The sequence below is a fragment of the Lelliottia sp. CFBP8978 genome, assembly GCF_034046055.2.
Classification (GTDB): domain Bacteria; phylum Pseudomonadota; class Gammaproteobacteria; order Enterobacterales; family Enterobacteriaceae; genus Enterobacter.
Genome location: NZ_CM188253.1, coordinates 2,438,084 through 2,455,281, shown reverse-complemented (window position 1 = coordinate 2,455,281; position 17,198 = coordinate 2,438,084). Strand labels below are relative to the sequence as shown.

General features: G+C 54.4%; 12 protein-coding genes, 2 tRNA genes and 2 other RNA genes. 8 read left to right on the top strand and 8 right to left on the bottom strand.

All coding sequences use genetic code 11. From position 1 onward, the window contains the following. The first annotated feature begins 60 nt into the window (after positions 1-60). Entirely contained in the window at positions 61-1,467 is a 1,407-nt protein-coding gene (locus SOM82_RS11620) for a YchO/YchP family invasin (protein WP_320461111.1), read from the top strand. 2 nt (positions 1,468-1,469) lie between these two features. Here SOM82_RS11620 and narL read toward each other — a convergent pair whose 3' ends face one another. Beyond that, positions 1,470-2,120 (bottom strand): two-component system response regulator NarL, encoded by a 651-nt coding sequence (gene narL / locus SOM82_RS11615; protein ID WP_154125686.1) that lies wholly within the window; start codon positions 2,118-2,120, stop codon positions 1,470-1,472. Beyond that, the gene (gene narX, locus SOM82_RS11610) at positions 2,113-3,909 is read right to left on the bottom strand and encodes a nitrate/nitrite two-component system sensor histidine kinase NarX (protein ID WP_320461112.1); all 1,797 of its coding nucleotides are present in this window, start codon (positions 3,907-3,909) and stop codon (positions 2,113-2,115) included. The genes narL and narX overlap by 8 nt, the downstream gene beginning before the upstream one ends. 309 nt (positions 3,910-4,218) lie before the next feature. Here narX and SOM82_RS11605 point away from each other — a divergent pair, with 309 nt between their 5' ends. The 5 genes from SOM82_RS11605 to narI all read left to right on the top strand — a co-directional run bounded on the left by SOM82_RS11605 (position 4,219) and on the right by narI (position 12,656). Then, positions 4,219-5,616 (top strand): NarK family nitrate/nitrite MFS transporter, encoded by a 1,398-nt coding sequence (locus tag SOM82_RS11605; RefSeq protein WP_320461113.1) that lies wholly within the window; start codon positions 4,219-4,221, stop codon positions 5,614-5,616. A 380-nt stretch (positions 5,617-5,996) separates the two neighbouring features. Continuing rightward, complete coding sequence (locus tag SOM82_RS11600; RefSeq protein ID WP_320461114.1) at positions 5,997-9,740, top strand: nitrate reductase subunit alpha; 3,744 nt, start codon at positions 5,997-5,999, stop codon at positions 9,738-9,740. Continuing rightward, complete coding sequence (gene narH, locus SOM82_RS11595) at positions 9,737-11,272, top strand: nitrate reductase subunit beta (RefSeq protein ID WP_320461115.1); 1,536 nt, start codon at positions 9,737-9,739, stop codon at positions 11,270-11,272. The genes SOM82_RS11600 and narH overlap by 4 nt, the downstream gene beginning before the upstream one ends. Beyond that, positions 11,269-11,979, top strand: coding sequence for a nitrate reductase molybdenum cofactor assembly chaperone (gene narJ / locus SOM82_RS11590; RefSeq protein ID WP_320461116.1), 711 nt, complete (start codon positions 11,269-11,271; stop codon positions 11,977-11,979). The genes narH and narJ overlap by 4 nt, the downstream gene beginning before the upstream one ends. Further along, positions 11,979-12,656 (top strand): respiratory nitrate reductase subunit gamma, encoded by a 678-nt coding sequence (narI, locus tag SOM82_RS11585; protein ID WP_320461117.1) that lies wholly within the window; start codon positions 11,979-11,981, stop codon positions 12,654-12,656. Before narJ ends, narI begins: the two co-directional genes overlap by 1 nt. Before the next feature lie 192 nt (positions 12,657-12,848). Here the strand turns inward: narI and SOM82_RS11580 are convergent. The 6 genes from SOM82_RS11580 to SOM82_RS11555 all read right to left on the bottom strand — a co-directional run bounded on the left by SOM82_RS11580 (position 12,849) and on the right by SOM82_RS11555 (position 14,894). Then, a non-coding RNA gene (locus tag SOM82_RS11580) (RtT sRNA) lies at positions 12,849-12,979 on the bottom strand. 45 nt (positions 12,980-13,024) lie between these two features. Then, positions 13,025-13,155: non-coding RNA, RtT sRNA (locus tag SOM82_RS11575), on the bottom strand. Between the two features lie 41 nt (positions 13,156-13,196). Next, positions 13,197-13,281 (bottom strand) — tRNA-Tyr (locus SOM82_RS11570). Positions 13,282-13,307: 26 nt separating this feature from the next. Then, positions 13,308-13,392 (bottom strand) — tRNA-Tyr (locus tag SOM82_RS11565). Positions 13,393-13,545: 153 nt separating this feature from the next. Further along, positions 13,546-14,388 carry a formyltetrahydrofolate deformylase gene (purU, locus tag SOM82_RS11560; protein WP_154125679.1) on the bottom strand — a complete coding sequence of 281 codons (843 nt, stop codon included), beginning with the start codon at positions 14,386-14,388 and terminating at the stop codon, positions 13,546-13,548. Between the two features lie 47 nt (positions 14,389-14,435). Next, positions 14,436-14,894 (bottom strand): YchJ family protein, encoded by a 459-nt coding sequence (locus SOM82_RS11555; protein WP_320461118.1) that lies wholly within the window; start codon positions 14,892-14,894, stop codon positions 14,436-14,438. A 112-nt stretch (positions 14,895-15,006) separates the two neighbouring features. On the opposite strand from SOM82_RS11555, the gene rssA reads away from it, so the two are divergent. Together rssA and rssB are read left to right on the top strand one after the other, a co-directional pair. Then, positions 15,007-15,909 carry a patatin-like phospholipase RssA gene (gene rssA / locus SOM82_RS11550; RefSeq protein ID WP_154125678.1) on the top strand — a complete coding sequence of 301 codons (903 nt, stop codon included), beginning with the start codon at positions 15,007-15,009 and terminating at the stop codon, positions 15,907-15,909. A gap of 90 nt (positions 15,910-15,999) precedes the next feature. Then, positions 16,000-17,013 (top strand): two-component system response regulator RssB, encoded by a 1,014-nt coding sequence (rssB, locus tag SOM82_RS11545; RefSeq protein WP_154125677.1) that lies wholly within the window; start codon positions 16,000-16,002, stop codon positions 17,011-17,013. Positions 17,014-17,198: the final 185 nt, after the last annotated feature.

Genomic DNA, 17,198 nt, shown 5'->3' with positions numbered 1-17,198 from the left:
CATAACACGCTAAGGTAACGACTGCTCTCAAGTCAGATCTGGATCACAGTTACGACATTAATGGTTGCTTCACCCCATCTTCGCTCGCGGTTTTTACTCCTCCTTTTTCTGGCCGGAGGCGTTTGCGCTGCGCCGAATTCCTTCGTGCAACAGGCGCAAAATCCCTTTGATAACAATGGCGATAGCCTGCCGGATCTGGGCATGGCAACCCCCACGGGCGAAAGCGAAAAACATCTGGCGGAGATGGCGAAAGCCTTTGGCGAGGCGAGTATGACCGATAACGGCCTGACCACCGGTGAACAGGCTCGTCAGTTTGCATTCGGGAAAGTCCGTGATGCGGTCAGCGGCGAGGTCAACCAGCAGATCGAATCCTGGCTTTCGCCCTGGGGGAACGCCAGCGTCGATTTGCTGGTGGATGACGAGGGCAAATTTACCGGCAGCAGCGGCAGATGGTTTATCCCGTGGCAGGACAATAATCGCTATCTGAGCTGGAGTCAGCTTGGCCTGACCCAACAAAGCGACGGACTGGTGAGCAATGCGGGAATTGGCCAGCGTTGGGTCGCGGGGAGATGGCTGCTGGGTTACAACACGTTTTACGACAATCTGCTGGATGAGAATTTACAGCGCGCCGGGCTGGGGGCAGAAGTCTGGGGCGAAAACCTGCGTTTATCGGCAAACTACTACCAGCCTTTCGCCAGCTGGCGCGACAGCTCGGACGTGCAGGAGCAGCGAATGGCGCGCGGCTATGACGTAACGGCCAAAGCCTGGGTGCCGTACTTTCACCATTTCAACACCAGCGTCAGCTTTGAACAGTATTTCGGCGATAACGTCGATCTGTTTCGCAGCGGGACGGGATATCACAATCCCATGGCGGTCAATCTGGGGCTTGATTACACGCCGGTTCCGCTGCTGACTTTCTCTGCGGCCCATAAACAGGGCGAGAGCGGCGTCAGCCAGAATAATCTGGGGATGAAGCTCAACTATCGTTTCGGCGTGCCGTTGAAAAAACAGCTGTCTTCGGACGAAGTGGCGGTAACGCGTTCGTTGCGCGGCAGTCGATATGACGCCGTGGAGCGGGCAAGTCTGCCGGTGATGGAGTTCCGTCAGCGTAAAACGCTGTCGGTGTATCTGGCGACGCCGCCGTGGGATTTACATCCGGGTGAGACCGTGAACCTGAAGCTGCAGGTGCGCAGCACTCACGGGGTTCGACAGCTTCACTGGCAGGGCGAGACACAGGCGCTGAGCCTGACGGCACCAGCACAAGCCAAAAGCACTGATGGCTGGAGCGTGATAATGCCAGCCTGGGATGACCGTGAAGGGGCGACGAATCGCTGGCGTCTGTCGGTGGTGGTAGAGGATGAAGATGGGCAGCGTGTCTCTTCCAATGAGATCACGCTCTCTCTGTCGCAACCGCTGGTGGCGTTGCCTGATAACGATCCGCGATGGAACCTGCTGCCAGAAGAGTGAAATTAGAAAATACGTTCCTGATGTACCCATACCGCGGCTTCGACGCGTGATTTCAGCTTCATTTTCTTCAGCATATGTTTCACATGGACTTTAACCGTGCTTTCGGTGATATCCAGACGACGGGCGATCATTTTGTTTGGCAGACCCTGCGCAATCAGCTTCAGGATGTCGCGTTCACGCGGGGTCAGCTGTGTGACATCCCGGTCAGAAGTGGCGCGGTTGGCGCGCAGGCTGGCGGCTAATACCGGGGTCAGCGCTTCGCTCAGCACCATCTCACCCGCGGCGGCCTGTTGCAGCGCTTTGAGCAGATCTTCCGGCTCCATATCTTTGAGCAGATAACCATCCGCGCCGCGTTTAAGTGCGGTGACTACGTCTTCTTCATGGTTTGATACGCTAAACACCACGATACGACCGGACAGCGATTTTTCCCGCAGTTTATCCAGCGTTTCCAGACCATTCATGCCAGGCATATTGAGATCGAGCAGGATCAAATCAGGATCGAGAGACTCGGCAAGTTCAATGCCTTGCTCGCCGTTGCTGGCCTCTCCCACGACGGTAATATCTTCCGCCATGCTGACAAGTTGTTTTACACCGGTGCGCAGCATCGGATGATCGTCGATCAACAGAATGGTTGCCGGCTCCTGATTAATCATGGTTTTCTCCTTGAGAAGTGATAAGGGGCTTTTCGGGAATAAAGGTCACCACTACTTCAGTCCCGCCAGTCTCAGCCCGGCGAATCTGGCAATCACCGCGCAAGCTTTGGGCGCGGTCTCGCATAATGATTAAACCATAGTGGTTAGTTCTTTCAGCGTTTTCCGGCACGCCGCGGCCGTTATCCTGAACAACCAGTTTTACCTGATTGTTGTGTTGATTGACGGTAACGGTCACCGCCGTCGCGCCAGCGTGTTTAAGGACATTGCTCAGGGCTTCGCGGGCGATCTGTAATAAATGAATCGCCTGATGCGAAGGCACAAAACGCGGCGGAAGCTGGTAATCGAGCTTCACCGGGAACCCGAGCCGGGCGCTGAACTCATTGCAGCTCGACTCCAGCGCCGGGCGTAAACCCGGCTCGGTGAGCTGCAGACGGAAGGTGGTGAGCAGCTCACGAAGCTGTACCCATGAGGTATTCAGCTCATTGCGTATCTGGCCCAACAGCTGTTTGCTGCTTTCGGGCAGGGCGTCATCCTGCATTTGCAGGCAGCTGACCTGCATCTTGATACAGGATAGCGACTGGGCGATGGAGTCGTGAAGCTCGCGGGCGATGGTGGCGCGTTCTTCCATCACGATCAGTTGCTGCTGTTTTTCCTGGTGTCTGTCGAGCGCCAGCGTCGCGGTCAACTGCTCGACCAGGGTATCGACGAGCTGCTGTTGATCGTGGCTCAAATGGCGGCCGGTCGGGAGGGTCGCCAGGAGAATACCGTATTGGGTATGGCTGTCCGTGAGACGCCATTTTAGTGTGGTCCCACCGCTGGTCAAAGGAGGCAGCCCGCGCGGGCAGAGATGACAGCCTTTATCGTCGCAGGAGAGATCGGACTGACAGGTAAATTCCTGATGGTTTTCTTCATCTTCGACGTCATAAACGCGCAGTTCGATGTCGTGGAGAAGTGTCAGATTTTGCAGGCCGTTGAGCACCGGTGAAAGGCGCTCACAAAGCGGAACCTGTGAATGCAGGCGACGGTTTGCCTGCCATAAGAAAGAGAGAATTTCGTTCTTTTGCTCCAGGCCGGCCGTTTTTTCCTGTACGCGTTTTTCCAGCACCGCGTAGCTTTCGGCCAGTTCGCCTGACATATCATTCAGCGCCTGGCCGAGCATTGCCATCTCGTTGCGACCGCTGACGTGGGCGCGTTGGGTAAAATCACGCGCCGTTACGGCGCGTGCGACGGCCAGCAATTGCTGCCACGGATATAATAAGCGCGCCCGTAGCCAGACAATGGTGAAAAGCAGCAGTAAGGCCATAAAGGCCGCCATCACCCGATGCACCATCACCACCCGTTCGATGCGCAGTTCAGTGGTGTGATCGAAAGAAGAGACCAGCGTGTCGATGCGGCTGACAAAACTCGCGACGTCTCCGGCAACCGTGTCGGCGCTGTGCGCCTGCTGCAAGCCGGGTTCGAGTTGGCCGCGCCAGTAGGCCTGTAAGGCCCTTAACTGCGTCTGTTGACCGTCCCGACGGGCGGCGAATTCCAGCTCGGGGCTGAATGCGGTGCGCTCCATCTCATCCAACAGCGGTTTATCCTCCGCCGTGAGCGGCACAGCGGCCAACAGGCGATAACTCTGCATACGCAACGAGCCTGCCTCGTTAATGGCATGCGCGCTACCCTGTACACCCTGTACCAGCCAGCCAGAGATCGCCATGCCGGTCACACCAATAACGGTGGACAGCAAGACGATAAGGGCTAACTGATTAACCAGTGTCAGCGGGGAGAAGAGTCGTTTTAACATGGGTTTGCCTGGCTCCTGATTTTGTCTGCCTCCAGGAATGGCGCTATTCTCGTGCATACCCTGGAGTATACCCATACCAACAAAGGATTACTCCTAAATTGCCGCAGGGGTAATAGTCAGGGAGCGGTTTCGACCGTAAACCGTCAGCACTGTGAAAAACCACACCTTTTTTACCGAAAAAGCCTACTCACTAAGGGTGATGGCGTTTTTTTGACCGTCAAACCGTCAACTTTTCCTTTGATTTATATCAACTTAGATCCAGCCTAAACCCCTAATGTTTGCGGCATCATTCGAAAATCAGAGGTGTCTATGAGTCACTCAACTGCCCCCGAAAGGGCATCCGGTGCTGTTATCACAGAGTGGCGTCCGGAAGATCCGGCGTTCTGGCAACAGCGCGGGCAACGTGTAGCAAGTCGTAATCTATGGATTTCTGTTCCGTGTTTGTTGTTGGCATTCTGCGTCTGGATGCTGTTTAGTGCTGTGGCAGTGAATTTACCCAAAGTTGGCTTCACCTTTACGACCGATCAGCTGTTTATGTTGACGGCTTTACCGGCGCTTTCTGGCGCGCTGCTGCGCGTTCCTTACGCGTTTATGGTTCCGCTGTTTGGCGGACGTCGCTGGACGGCATTCAGCACCGGTATCATGATTGTGCCTTGCGTTTGGCTGGGCTTTGCGGTGCAGGACACTTCCACCCCTTTTAGCGTGTTTGTGATCATCGCACTGCTGTGCGGTTTTGCCGGGGCAAACTTTGCCTCCAGTATGGCGAACATCAGTTTCTTCTTCCCGAAAGAGAAGCAGGGCGGCGCACTGGGCATTAATGGCGGCCTGGGCAATATGGGCGTCAGCGTGATGCAGTTGATTGCGCCACTGGCCATTTCGATGTCTATCTTTGCGGTCTTCGGCGGAACGGGCGTTGAACAGGCCGACGGCTCTAAGCTGTTCCTGGAAAACGCGGCGTGGATTTGGGTTCCCTTCCTGATTATCTTTACCCTGGCATCGTGGTTCTTTATGAACGACCTGTCAGCGTCTAAAGCCTCTTTGAGCGAGCAGCTGCCGGTTCTGAAACGCGCGCATTTGTGGATCATGGCGCTGCTGTATCTGGCAACGTTTGGCTCGTTTATCGGCTTCTCCGCCGGTTTTGCGATGCTGTCGAAAACCCAGTTCCCTGATGTGCAGATCCTGCATTTTGCCTTCTTCGGTCCGTTCATTGGCGCACTGGCGCGTTCAACCGGCGGGATGATTTCCGACCGTCTGGGCGGCACGCGCGTCACGCTGGTGAACTTTATCCTGATGGCGGTTTTCTGTGCGCTGCTGTTCCTCACCCTGCCAACCAACGGCCAGGGGGGTAACTTTATCGCGTTCTTCGCGGTGTTCATGGGGCTGTTCCTGACGGCCGGTCTGGGAAGTGCTTCTACCTTCCAGATGATCTCCGTGATCTTCCGTAAACTGACCATGGATCGTGTGAAAGCGCAGGGCGGTACTGAAGAGCGCGCGATGCGTGAAGCCGCAACCGACACCGCAGCCGCACTAGGCTTTATCTCAGCGATTGGTGCCATCGGTGGCTTCTTTATCCCGAAATCATTCGGCATCTCTCTGGAGCTGACTGGCTCCCCGGCGGGTGCGATGAAAGTCTTCCTTATTTTCTATGTCGCCTGCGTGGTGATCACGTGGTTGGTATACGGCCGGAATACTAAGAAAAATAAGTAAGTTTGATTATCCGTTTGCGCGGCCTCAGGGCCGCGTTTTTTTTAGCATGAGTTTAGTTACAACATACTTTATTAACGTCAACGGGCATGCAGCTTGGGCGCTGTGATCGCCATCGCTTTGCAGCAGCATCTACTCCTTAATACCTGAGATGTTAAAAAAACCCGTTCTATTTGTACGATAAATAAAAAATACATATATAAAACAGATAGATAAAAAATAAGGTTTTATACCGCTTTGGTGGTATTTGTTCTAATACCCCGTTGAAAAGACGCCGCCCGTCTTGATCGTTATCAATTCTCACCATCTTTCATAGCGTTACCTTCGCTGCAAATCAGCAATGTCGATTTAGAGAGCCACAGGCTCCATACAGGAGATACCCGATGAGCAAATTTTTGGACCGGTTTCGCTACTTCAAGCAGAAGGGCGAAACATTTGCCGATGGGCACGGCCAGGTTCTGGAAACTAACCGGGACTGGGAAGACGGTTACCGTCAACGTTGGCAGCACGATAAAGTCGTGCGTTCTACCCACGGTGTAAACTGCACCGGTTCTTGTAGCTGGAAGATCTTCGTGAAGAATGGTCTGGTGACCTGGGAGATGCAGCAGACCGACTATCCGCGCACTCGCCCCGATCTACCGAACCACGAACCGCGCGGCTGTCCACGCGGCGCGAGCTACTCCTGGTATCTGTACAGTGCTAACCGCCTGAAATATCCGCTGATGCGTAAACGCCTGATGAAAATGTGGCGTGAAGCAAAAGTGCAGCACAGCGATCCGGTGGATGCCTGGGCTTCTATCATTGAAGATGCCGACAAAGCGAAAAGCTTCAAACAGGCGCGTGGACGCGGCGGTTTTGTCCGCTCGTCCTGGCAGGAAGTGAATGAGCTGATTGCCGCCTCTAACGTCTACACCGTCAAAACTTACGGCCCTGACCGCGTGGCCGGTTTCTCGCCGATCCCGGCGATGTCAATGGTCTCTTACGCTTCCGGCGCGCGCTATCTGTCTCTGATCGGCGGAACCTGCCTGAGCTTCTACGACTGGTACTGCGATTTACCGCCAGCGTCTCCGCAGACCTGGGGCGAGCAAACTGACGTTCCTGAATCCGCCGACTGGTACAACTCCAGCTACATTATCGCCTGGGGTTCAAACGTTCCGCAGACCCGTACGCCGGATGCCCACTTCTTTACGGAAGTGCGTTACAAAGGCACCAAAACCGTTGCGGTGACGCCTGACTATGCCGAGATCGCCAAACTGTGTGACCAGTGGCTGGCACCGAAGCAGGGTACTGACGCCGCAATGGCACTGGCGATGGGCCATGTGATGCTGCGTGAATTCCATCTGGACAAACCGAGCCAGTATTTCACTGACTATGTGCGTCGCTATACCGACATGCCGATGCTGGTGATGCTGGAAGAGCGCGATGGCTATTATGCGGCAGGTCGTATGCTGCGTGCGGCTGACCTGGTGGATGCGCTGGGCCAGGAAAATAACCCGGAATGGAAAACCGTCGCCTTTAACAATGATGGCGATATGGTGGCGCCTAACGGCTCTATCGGTTTCCGTTGGGGTGAAAAAGGCAAGTGGAACCTGGAGCAACGTAACGCGACCACGGGCGAAGAGACTGAACTGCGCCTGAGCATGCTGGGCAGTCAGGACGATATCGCAGAAGTGGGCTTCCCTTACTTCGGTGGTGAGGGGACTGAGCACTTCAAGAAAGTGGAGCTGGAAAATATCCTGCTGCACAAACTGCCGGTGAAGCGTCTGCAACTGGCTGACGGCTCCACCGCGCTGGTAACCACCGTTTATGACCTGACGATGGCCAACTATGGTCTGGAACGCGGTCTGAATGACGAAAATTGCGCTACCAGTTACGACGACGTGAAAGCGTATACGCCGGCGTGGGCGGAGCAGATCACCGGCGTTCCGCGGGCCCACATCACCCGTATCGCACGTGAATTTGCTGACAACGCCGACAAGACGCACGGTCGTTCGATGATTATCGTGGGTGCCGGTCTGAACCACTGGTATCACCTCGATATGAACTATCGTGGGCTGATCAATATGCTGGTGTTCTGCGGCTGTATCGGCCAGAGCGGCGGCGGTTGGGCACACTATGTTGGCCAGGAAAAACTGCGTCCGCAGACCGGCTGGCAGCCGCTGGCGTTTGCCCTTGACTGGCAGCGTCCAGCGCGTCACATGAACAGCACCTCCTACTTCTATAACCACTCCAGCCAGTGGCGTTACGAAACCGTGACGGCGCAAGAACTGCTGTCGCCAATGGCGGATAAATCTCGTTATAGCGGCCATTTGATCGATTTCAACGTACGCGCCGAGCGTATGGGCTGGCTACCATCTGCGCCACAGCTGGGCACAAACCCGCTGCGTATCGCTGAAGAGGCGAAAAAAGCAGGGATGTCACCGGTGGATTACACCGTGAAATCGCTGAAAGACGGCTCGATTCGCTTTGCGGCGGAACAGCCTGAAAATGGTAAAAACCATCCGCGTAATCTGTTTATCTGGCGTTCAAACCTGCTGGGATCGTCCGGTAAAGGCCATGAGTACATGCTGAAGTACCTGCTGGGTACTGACCACGGTATTCAGGGTAAAGATCTGGGCAAACAGGGTGGCGTTAAACCAGAAGAAGTCGAGTGGAAAGATAACGGTCTCGACGGCAAGCTGGATCTGGTGGTGACCCTGGACTTCCGTCTGTCGAGCACCTGCCTGTACTCCGATATCGTGCTGCCAACCGCGACCTGGTATGAAAAAGACGACATGAATACCTCGGATATGCATCCGTTTATTCATCCGCTGTCTGCGGCCGTTGACCCGGCGTGGGACTCCAAAAGCGACTGGGAAATCTACAAGGACATCGCGAAGAAATTCTCAGAAGTATGCGTTGGACACCTCGGCGTTGAAACCGACGTGGTGACGCTGCCCATCCAGCACGACTCCGCCGCCGAACTGGCGCAGCCGCTGGATGTGAAGGACTGGAAAAAAGGCGAATGCGACCTGATCCCAGGTAAAACCGCGCCGCATATCATTCCTGTCGAGCGTGACTATCCGGCCACCTGGGAGCGTTTCACCTCCATTGGTCCGTTGATGGAGAAAATCGGCAACGGCGGGAAAGGTATCGCCTGGAATACCCAGAGCGAGATGGATCTGCTGCGTAAGCTCAATTACACCAAAGCAGACGGTCCGGCCAAAGGCCAGCCGATGCTGAACACCGCGATTGATGCAGCGGAAATGATCCTGACGCTGGCTCCGGAAACGAACGGTCAGGTGGCAGTGAAAGCCTGGGCTGCGCTCAGCGAGTTTACCGGTCGCGACCATACGCATCTGGCGCTGAACAAAGAAGACGAGAAAATCCGCTTCCGCGATATTCAGGCCCAGCCGCGCAAAATTATCTCCAGCCCGACCTGGTCTGGTCTGGAAGATGAGCATGTGTCCTACAACGCCGGGTATACCAACGTTCACGAGCTGATCCCGTGGCGCACACTGACCGGCCGTCAGTCCCTGTATCAGGACCACCAATGGATGCGTGATTTTGGTGAAAGCCTGCTGGTCTACCGTCCGCCGATTGATACGCGTTCGGTGAAAGAGGTGATGGGCGAGAAGTCCAACGGTAATCCGGAGAAAGCGCTTAACTTCCTGACACCGCACCAGAAGTGGGGGATCCACTCTACCTACAGCGATAACCTGCTGATGCTGACCTTAGGTCGCGGCGGGCCTATCGTCTGGATGAGCGAAGTGGATGCCAAAGATCTGGGCATCGTGGATAACGACTGGATCGAAGTCTTCAACAGCAACGGTGCATTGACCGCTCGTGCGGTAGTGAGCCAGCGCGTTCCTGCGGGGATGACCATGATGTACCACGCTCAGGAACGTATCGTGAACCTGCCAGGTTCAGAGATTACGCAACAGCGCGGCGGTATTCACAACTCGGTGACCCGCATTACGCCAAAACCGACCCATATGATCGGCGGCTATGCGCAACTGGCGTACAGCTTTAACTACTACGGCACTGTCGGCTCGAACCGCGATGAGTTCGTGGTGGTGCGTAAGATGAAGAATATTGACTGGTTAGACGGCGAAGGTAATGACCAGGTACAGGAGAGCGTAAAATGAAAATTCGTTCACAAGTCGGCATGGTGCTGAATCTGGATAAATGCATCGGCTGTCATACCTGCTCAGTCACCTGTAAAAATGTCTGGACCAGCCGTGAAGGTGCCGAATACGCGTGGTTCAACAACGTTGAAACCAAACCGGGCACCGGCTTCCCGACCGACTGGGAAAACCAGGAAAAATGGAAGGGCGGTTGGATCCGTAAGATCAACGGCAAACTGGTGCCGCGCATGGGTAACAAAGCGCTGCTGCTGGGGAAAATCTTCGCCAACCCGCATCTGCCGGGTATTGATGATTACTACGAACCGTTTGATTTTGATTACCAGAATCTGCACAACGCACCGGAAAGCAAGCATCAGCCGATTGCTCGTCCGCGCTCACTGATCACCGGTCAGCGCATGGACAAAATCAGCAAAGGCCCGAACTGGGAAGATGATCTGGGTGGCGAATTCGAAAAACTGTCGAAAGATCAGAACTTCGAAAACATGCAGAAAGCGATGTACGGCCAGTTCGAAAACACCTTCATGATGTATCTGCCGCGCCTGTGCGAACACTGCCTGAACCCGGCGTGTGTCGCGACTTGCCCGAGCGGTGCCATCTACAAGCGTGAAGAAGACGGTATCGTGCTGATCGACCAGGACAAGTGCCGCGGCTGGCGGATGTGTATTACCGGTTGTCCTTATAAAAAAATCTACTTCAACTGGAAGAGCGGCAAGTCCGAGAAGTGCATCTTCTGTTATCCGCGCATCGAAGCGGGGATGCCGACCGTCTGTTCTGAAAGCTGTGTAGGCCGTATTCGTTACCTCGGCGTGCTGCTGTACGACGCGGATGCGATTGAGACCGCGGCAAGCACCGAGAACGAAAAAGATCTCTATCAGCGTCAGCTGGATGTGTTCCTCGATCCGAACGATCCAAAAGTCATCGAACAAGCGCTGAAAGACGGCATTCCGCAGAGCGTTATCGACGCTGCACAGCAGTCGCCGGTGTACAAAATGGCGATGGACTGGAAGCTGGCGCTGCCGCTGCATCCTGAATATCGCACGCTGCCGATGGTCTGGTACGTGCCGCCGCTGTCACCGATTCAGTCCGCTGCCGATGCGGGTGAACTGGGCAGCAACGGTATTCTGCCGGATGTGGAAAGCCTGCGTATTCCGGTTCAGTACCTGGCAAACTTGCTGACGGCCGGTGATACCCAGCCGGTGCTGCTCGCGTTGAAACGTATGCTGGCGATGCGCCACTTCAAACGTGCTGAAACCGTGGACGGGGTCATTGATACTCGTGCGCTGGAAGAAGTGGGTCTGAGCGAAGCGCAGGCGCAGGAGATGTACCGTTACCTGGCAATTGCGAACTACGAAGATCGTTTCGTGGTGCCGAGCAGCCACCGTGAACTGGCTCGCGAAGCCTTCCCGGAGAAAAGCGGTTGTGGCTTTACCTTCGGCGATGGTTGCCACGGTTCAGACAGCAAATTCAACCTGTTCAACAGCCGTCGCATTGACGCGATGGATGTGACCAGCAAAACGGAGCCGCACCAATGATTGAACTCGTCATTGTTTCGCGTCTGCTCGAGTATCCGGATGCTGCCTTGTGGCAGCATCAGCAGGAACTCTTCGATGCACTCGCGTCATCTGAAAACCTGGATAAAGAAGATGCCCAGATGCTGGGCGTTTTCCTGCGCGATTTGCTGTCGCAGGATCTTCTGGACGCGCAGTCTGACTATAGCCAGCTGTTTGATCGCGGCCGCGCAACGTCATTGCTGCTGTTCGAACATGTTCACGGTGAATCACGCGACCGTGGTCAGGCGATGGTCGATCTGATGGCGCAGTATGAAGCGCATGGTTTGCAGCTCGACAGCCGCGAACTGCCGGATCATCTGCCATTGTATCTGGAGTATCTGGCGCAGTTGCCACAGGCAGAAGCGTTGGGCGGATTGCAGGATATTGCCCCGATTCTGGCGCTGCTTAGCGCGCGTCTGCAACAACGTGAAAGTCGTTATGCGGTGTTGTTCGATCTGCTGGTGAAGCTCGCCAATGCGGCAATCGACACGGACAAAGTCGCCGACAAAATCGCCGATGAAGCGCGTGATGATACCCCACAGGCGCTGGATGCAGTCTGGGAAGAAGAGCAGGTGAAATTCTTTGCTGACCAGAATTGCGGCGAGTCTGAAATTTCTGCTCACCAGCGTCGTTTTGCCGGAGCTGTCGCCCCGCAATATTTGAATATCTCTAACGGAGGACAGCAATAATGCACTTCCTGAATATGTTCTTCTTCGATATCTATCCGTACATTGCGGGTACCGTGTTCCTGGTGGGGAGCTGGTTGCGTTACGACTATGGTCAATATACCTGGCGTGCGGGCTCCAGCCAGATGCTGGATCGCAAAGGCATGAACCTGGCATCAAACCTGTTTCATATCGGGATCCTCGGTGTGATTGCGGGCCATGCCTTTGGGATGCTGACGCCACACTGGATGTATGAAGCATGGCTGCCGCTGGAAGTGAAACAGAAGATGGCGATGTTTGGCGGCGGTGCTGCCGGCCTGATGTGTCTGGTGGGCGGTCTGCTGCTGCTCAAACGCCGTCTGTTCAGTCCTCGCATCCGGGCGACCACAACGGCGGCTGACATTCTGGTGATGTCGGTGCTGGTTATCCAGTGTGCGTTGGGTCTGGCGACGATTCCTTTCTCTGCCCAACATATGGACGGCAGCGAAATGATGAAGCTGGTGGGCTGGGCGCAGTCCGTGGTGACCTTCCACGGTGGTGCATCTGAGCATCTGGAGGGTGTCGCGTTTATCTTCCGCATGCATCTGGTGCTGGGTATGACTCTGTTCGTGATATTCCCGTTCTCGCGCCTGGTGCATATCTGGAGCGTGCCGGTCGAGTATCTGACGCGTAGATATCAGATCGTTCGCGCGCGTCGCTGATCGATTTCCTGATGATTCAAACCCTGCTGCGGCAGGGTTTTTTTTTGCCTTTTTGCCGGGTGGCGGCGTTGCCTTACCCGGCCTATAGGTTCGCAGACCGGTTTTGTCGCCCCGGTAAGCGCAGCGCCACCGGGGAAAGCAGGTGTGCGAAAGCCGGATAAAAAAAGGAGTTTTCGGATTTGTGCAGAAAGATGGTGGCGGGGGAAGGATGACTCAGCGCGTTGCGCTTCGCCCTTCGGGTCGTTGCCTGCGGCAACGCTTTCTCGCTTTGCTCGAATCGAACCTTTGTCGAAGCTTCTCATCCTTCCCTGCATGGGCAGAATATGACAATGCTAAGCGATTATTTAACTGGGGAGTTTTCAAAGCGATGGTGGCGGGGGAAGGATGACTCAGCGCGTTGCGCTTCGCCCTTCGGGTCGTTGCCTGCGGCAACGCTTTCTCGCTTTGCTCGAATCGAACCTTTGTCGAAGCTTCTCATCCTTCCCCAGTGGGAATATGAAATATTGTTCGATTAGCAAAGTTGGGATGCGATCTGCGAAATGGTGGCGGGGGAAGGATTCGAACCTTCGAAGTCGATGACGGCAGATTTACAGTCTGCTCCCTTTGGCCGCTCGGGAACCCCGCCAGGGGTATGATGCTGTGAGCGTGAGATGGTGGTGGGGGAAGGATTCGAACCTTCGAAGTCGATGACGGCAGATTTACAGTCTGCTCCCTTTGGCCGCTCGGGAACCCCACCACGGGATAATGCTTTACTGGCCTGCTCCCTTTTGGGAAGCGGGGCGCATCATATCAAATGACGCGCCCCTGTAAAGCATTCCTTTCAGGAAAATGAACCGTTTGCGTACTTTTTACACGTAACGTTTAAAAGCACTGCAACAGCCATTCTTCATTACAGAATGATTGTCCGGTTACCATAAACAAACACCCGCTGAGCCAGTACCTGATACAGCGCGCGGCTGAGGACGTTTTTCTCAACGTCGCGTCCGGCGCGCATCATATCTTCGGCCGTGTAGGTGTGATCCACATGAATCACGTCCTGCATAATGATCGGACCTTCATCCAGGTTGTCGTTCACGTAATGCGCCGTTGCCCCGATGATCTTCACGCCGCGTTCGTACGCCTGGTGATAAGGGCGCGCGCCAATGAAGGCAGGCAGGAACGAGTGGTGAATATTGATGATTTTATTCGGGAAGCGGGACACAAACGTCGGGGTCAGCACGCGCATGTATTTTGCCAGGACCACGTAATCCGGATTATGCGCTTCAATCGCCTGCGCCATCAGATCGTCATGCTCTTCGCGGGTGTGTCCTTCATGGCTTACCAGCTCGAAAGGAATATCAAAACGTTCAACCAGCGTACGTAATGTATCGTGATTACCGATGACGGCAGCAATTTCCACGTCCAGACCGCCGTAATTGGCTTTCATCAGCAGATCGCCGAGACAATGGGCTTCTTTCGTCACCAGAATGACCACCCGGCGACGTCCGGCAGGGGTCAGCTCCCGAACAGAGCCTTCCGGCAATGCGCCGTCGAGGTCCGCGAGCAGGGTCGTATCGTTAAAAATCCCCTCCAGCTCAGTGCGCATGAAGAAGCGGCCGGTGCGATGATCAACGAACTCGTTGTTCTGCACGATGTTCAGCTCATGCTTGTAGCAGATGTTGGTGATACGGGCGATTAAACCCTTCTGATCCGGACAAATGGTACGCAGAACTTTGCGTTGTAGTGATTGCATTGCGAGTCAATCCTGTTGAGTGTTTGCTTATTATTTGTGGTCAGGCGCTATTGCCCGCAACACTTTTTAAATTTATGGCCTGAACCGCAGGGGCAGGGGTCATTACGACCAAACTGCGGACGAGTTCCGTCTATATAGTACCACTGTCCGCCCTCGTGTAAGAACCGCGAGCGCTCAATGATGGCTCCGGCTTTACCGTGTTCAGTAAAACGGGCAACAAAACTGACAAAACCTTCATCAGGCGTACTGCCGGCAGAAGCCTCATAGAGCGTCAGGCCGAGCCATTGCGTATTGGCGAACCCGGCCACGATCTCCTGACGAAAATCAGCGGCATGGCAGGACGGATGCCAGGTTTTAATCAGGTAGTCTGCGTTTTTGGTCACAAAAGCAGTGTATCGGGATCGCATAAGGTGTGACGGATCCGGAGCAACCTGTTCGCCAGAAAGATATCGCTGACAACATAGGCTATACTCCAGAGCGCTACCACAGGGACAGAGTTGAGACACAATTCTCTTCCTGGAATAAAAAGTAATGGCATATAACGCCTGGGTAGCACTATGTTAACTGAGCGGTAGCTATGACGCTACGCCGGGAATTCAGGGGAAGTCTTCAGGACTCATGAGAAAGGTTAAAATTGGACTGGCGCTGGGATCAGGAGCTGCCCGGGGTTGGTCGCATATTGGCGTAATAAACGCGTTGAAACGGCTCGGTGTCGAAGTCGATCTGGTGGCAGGTTGTTCTATTGGTTCGCTGGTAGGCGCTGCTTACGCCTGCGATAAGATGCCTGAACTGGAATCATGGGTGCGTTCCTTCAGCTACTGGGACGTGCTGCGTCTGATGGATCTCTCATGGCAGCGTGGCGGATTGCTGCGCGGGGAACGGGTTTTTAACCAGTTCCGCAAAATCATGCCGTTCAAAGACATCAATAATTGCCAGATGCCGTTCGGCGCAGTGGCAACCAATCTCAGTACGGGCCGAGAGTTGTGGTTCACCGAAGGTGATATCCACCTGGCTGTGCGTGCGTCATGCAGTATGCCGGGTCTGATGGCACCGGTTCCCCATAATGGTTATTGGCTGGTGGATGGCGGCGTGGTCAATCCTGTCCCCATCTCGCTGACGCGCGCAATGGGGGCTGACATCGTCATTGCGGTGGATTTACAGCATGACGCCCATCTGATGCAGCAAGATTTGATGCCGGTGAATCTCCATAATGATGACGTGGAGGGCGAAAAGCTTGCCTGGCATGAACGATTACGCGAGCGGTTAGGCCGCGCGGCTGCACGTCGAAGCGTTTCTGCGCCGACGGCGATGGAGATTATGACCACGTCGATTCAGGTACTGGAAAATCGCCTGAAGCGAAATCGAATGGCAGGAGACCCACCGGATATTCTGATTCAACCGTTCTGTCCGCAAATATCCACTCTCGATTTTCATCGTGCTTCGGCGGCTATTGACGCCGGTGCGCTGGCGGTCGAGAAAAAAATGGATGAACTGTTACCTTTGGTGCGGACCTCTGTCTAAGCACCGTTTTTTATGACTTCAGCAAATTCTGACAGGCGATAGTACCAATAGCATGCCACTATTCATTTATCGTCAGCCAGGGGAGAGACCATGACGCAGCCATTGTCCGGAAAACAGATTCTGATAGTTGAAGACGAACCCGTTTTCCGCTCGCTGCTGGAGTCGTGGTTATCCTCTCTGGGAGCTGACACTGCCCTTGCCAGCGATGGCGTTGATGCGCTCGAAAAAATGCGTGAAATCACACCCGATCTGATGATTTGTGATATTGCCATGCCGCGTATGAACGGCCTCAAACTCGTTGAGCATTTACGCAACGAGGGAAACCAGATACCCATTCTGGTCATCTCTGCGACCGAGAACATGGCGGATATCGCCAAAGCACTGCGACTGGGCGTGCAGGATGTTCTGTTAAAACCCGTTAAAGATTTAAACCGGCTGCGCGAAACGGTGTTTGCTTGTCTCTATCCCAATATGTTCAATTCTCGGGTAGAAGAAGAGGAACGTCTTTTCCAGGACTGGGATGCCCTGGTCAGTAATCCGCATGCCGCGTCAAAGCTTCTGCAGGAACTTCAGCCGCCGGTTCAGCAAAATATATCGCATTGCCGAATTAACTATCGCCAGCTGGTTGCTGCCGACCAGCCTGGACTTGTGCTTGATATCGCGCCGTTATCCGATAACGATCTCGCGTTTTATAGTCTTGATGTCACCCGCGCGGGTGATAACGGCGTATTAGCGGCATTATTATTGCGGGCATTGTTTAATGGCTTGCTGCAGGAACAACTCTCGCATCAGCGTCAGCGGCTTCCGGAATTGGGCGCTTTGCTTAAACAAGTGAATCATCTTTTCCGTCAGGCCAATTTACCGGGGCAATTTCCGCTGTTGGTGGGTTATTACCATAGCGAATTAAAAAATCTTATCCTGGTCTCTGCTGGTCTTAACGCCACGCTTAATACTGGCGAGCATCATATCCAGGTGAGTAACGGCGTTCCGTTAGGTACGTTAGGAACAACTTATCTCAACCAAATAAGCCACCGCTGCTCTTCATGGCAGTGCCAAATTTGGGGAGCAGGCGGACGTTTGCGCTTAATGTTGTCCACGGAATAAGCAGTTGGATTTTATTCGTCAGATAGCTTTACCTTCGTTTTACCGGCGGTGCTACTATCACTGCCAGTTTGATACGTATTTATCCTAATTGATCGGTAACGCGTCCTTTTCAGACCTGGCTTACAGGGTGAGACTGATATACTCGATGCGTTATTCATTGCATAAAGTTCAAAACTTGAACAGTT

Excerpts from the sequence above, each read along its gene's own strand:
- narJ (WP_320461116.1), top strand. The coding sequence starts at position 11,269 with ATGATTGAACTCGTCATTGTTTCGCGTCTGCTCGAGTATCCGGATGCT.
- narX (WP_320461112.1), bottom strand. The coding sequence starts at position 3,909 with ATGTTAAAACGACTCTTCTCCCCGCTGACACTGGTTAATCAGTTAGCC.
- SOM82_RS11605 (WP_320461113.1), top strand. The coding sequence starts at position 4,219 with ATGAGTCACTCAACTGCCCCCGAAAGGGCATCCGGTGCTGTTATCACA.
- narH (WP_320461115.1), top strand. The coding sequence starts at position 9,737 with ATGAAAATTCGTTCACAAGTCGGCATGGTGCTGAATCTGGATAAATGC.
- purU (WP_154125679.1), bottom strand. The coding sequence starts at position 14,388 with ATGCAATCACTACAACGCAAAGTTCTGCGTACCATTTGTCCGGATCAG.
- SOM82_RS11600 (WP_320461114.1), top strand. The coding sequence starts at position 5,997 with ATGAGCAAATTTTTGGACCGGTTTCGCTACTTCAAGCAGAAGGGCGAA.
- narL (WP_154125686.1), bottom strand. The coding sequence starts at position 2,120 with ATGATTAATCAGGAGCCGGCAACCATTCTGTTGATCGACGATCATCCG.
- narI (WP_320461117.1), top strand. The coding sequence starts at position 11,979 with ATGCACTTCCTGAATATGTTCTTCTTCGATATCTATCCGTACATTGCG.
- SOM82_RS11620 (WP_320461111.1), top strand. The coding sequence starts at position 61 with ATGGTTGCTTCACCCCATCTTCGCTCGCGGTTTTTACTCCTCCTTTTT.
- rssA (WP_154125678.1), top strand. The coding sequence starts at position 15,007 with ATGAGAAAGGTTAAAATTGGACTGGCGCTGGGATCAGGAGCTGCCCGG.
- rssB (WP_154125677.1), top strand. The coding sequence starts at position 16,000 with ATGACGCAGCCATTGTCCGGAAAACAGATTCTGATAGTTGAAGACGAA.